Origin of the sequence: Methylobacterium sp. CCH5-D2 (assembly GCF_001556475.1) — a bacterium.
Lineage (GTDB): Bacteria > Pseudomonadota > Alphaproteobacteria > Rhizobiales > Beijerinckiaceae > Methylobacterium > Methylobacterium hispanicum.
Map to the genome: position 1 here is coordinate 1 of NZ_LSIX01000609.1, position 1,807 is coordinate 1,807.

Below are 1,807 nucleotides of genomic sequence, written 5' to 3' on the forward strand. Positions count from 1 at the left end.
CGTGGACGCCGTTGGCCTTGGCCGCCGCCTCGAACTGCTCGAGATAGGTGTCGAGATGGCTCAGCGTGTGCTGCTTGATGCGCGAGGCGATCTCGCGCAGCTCCTCCCATTCGGGGATGGCGCGCATCTGCCGGTCGCGCTTCTGGCGCAGGTCCCAGAGGCGCTCGTCGTGCATCTGCTCGTGCTCGGGTGCCGCGATGAAGCGCGCGGCGGCCTCGTTCTGGTCGATCGGCCGATGGCCGTGGACGCGGGCCCCCCGCGGCTGGGGCTCGTGCGACCGCGGCCGCAGCGGCCGGGACGTGCCGGCCCCGTGCTCCAGCCGGTGGCCGTCGGGGCTGCGCGGGGCCTCGTCGTCGGAGACGGCGAGATCGGGATGGATCATCCGGTGGCGGTCCGGCTCCTGCGGATGGCTCATGCGGCGGCTCCGTTGAGGACCTGGGCGATGTGGATGAACTTGAGCGGGAGCCCCAGGCGCTCGGCGGAGCCGCGCTGGTGCATCATGCAGGAGGAATCGGCCGAGACGACGTACGCGGCCCCGGCGCGGGCGTGGTCGCGGACCTTGTCGTGGCCCATCTTGGCCGACACCGCCGGCTCGAACACGCAGAAGGTGCCGCCGAAGCCGCAGCACTCGTCGGGGCGGGCGAGCTCGACCACCTCGAGGCCCTTGACCTTGGCGAGCAGGTCCAGGGGCTTGGAGTAGAACGGCGCGTGCAGCTCGGACGGGCGCGCGTGGCCGATGCCGCGCAGCGCGTTGCAGTTGTTGTGGTAGCTGACCCGGTGCGGGAACTCGGCCCAGGGGAAGGCGTCGACCTTGAGCACGTCGTGCAGGAACTCCACCAGCTCGTAGGTCCGCGCGCGTACCGCGACCACGTCGGGAGTCTGCGGGATCGCCGTCATGTGCTCGCGCACCTGATGGGTGCAGGAGCCGGAGGGCGCCACGACGTAGTCGAACCCGGAGAAGTTGCGGACGAAGAGCGCCTCGGTGGCGGCGGCCTCCTCGTGGCAGCCGGTATTGACCATCGGCTGGCCGCAGCAGGTCTGGTCGAACGGGTAGGTGACGTCGAGGTCGAACCGCCGCAGCAGTTCGAGGGTGGCGATGCCGACCTCGGGCTCGAAGGCATCCATGTAACAGGGAATGAACAATCCGACGCGCATGGGCGGTCTCTTCCTCGGCAACCGGTTCGCGCACGACGCGCGGGAACGTCTCTCTCGGGGCTCGCCCCTAGCCGGGGCGGCCCGCCTCCTGGTCCTCGGCGCGGGCGCGTTCGAGGACCGGCCGCGCGGCCCGCTCGATCGCGCCGTGCAGCCCCGCGGCCACGAGCCCGCCGAGGATCACCTCCCCGCCCCGGTGCAGGGCGGTCGCGCCGATCGGCGTCTCGGGCGTGGCGGTGAGCAGCACGAGGGGGCCGGTCCACATGCAGACGCGGATGGCCGGGCGCTCCCGGGCGATGACCGCGCAGGCCGCCGTGATGACCGCGACCTGCACCGCCATGGCGTCGAGGCCCGCGCCCCGGAACCCGGCGTGGACCGCGACGGCGGTCGCGGCGCCCAGCACCGTTCCGAGGATCCGTCCCCCCAGCGAGCGGTGGGTCTCGGCCAGACTCTCCTGGGACACGATGAGGGCCGACATCAGGGCCCAGACCGGATGGCCGAGGCCGATGGCGGTCGCGGCCAGGAAGGCCGCGGTGGCCGAGAGCGAGCAGCGCAGCACGAACAGCAGGCCGCGCGGGCCGAGAGGCCTGGCGCCGCGCCGCCCGGAGGCCGGGGGCGGGAGGGCCGGCGCGGGCCCTGTCTCTTATACACATCT

2 protein-coding genes and 1 pseudogene are annotated in these 1,807 nt (G+C 72.7%); all 3 read right to left on the minus strand.

The features are described 5' to 3' along the window. A pseudogene (locus tag AX737_RS15590) lies at nt 1–415 on the minus strand (4Fe-4S ferredoxin); the annotation flags it as partial. Then, nucleotides 412–1,155 (minus strand): (Fe-S)-binding protein, encoded by a 744-nt coding sequence (locus tag AX737_RS15595; protein WP_066922772.1) that lies wholly within the window; start codon nt 1,153–1,155, stop codon nt 412–414. The pseudogene AX737_RS15590 and the gene AX737_RS15595, both read right to left, overlap by 4 nt. Nucleotides 1,156–1,222: 67 nt before the next feature. Further along, on the minus strand, nt 1,223–1,711 hold the full coding sequence (locus AX737_RS15600; RefSeq protein ID WP_066922774.1) for an FUSC family protein: 489 nt from the start codon (nt 1,709–1,711) through the stop codon (nt 1,223–1,225). Nucleotides 1,712–1,807: the final 96 nt, after the last annotated feature.

What these genes read in the sequence shown, in the direction of transcription:
- AX737_RS15595 (WP_066922772.1), bottom strand. Translation starts at nt 1,155, where the DNA reads ATGCGCGTCGGATTGTTCATTCCCTGTTACATGGATGCCTTCGAGCCC.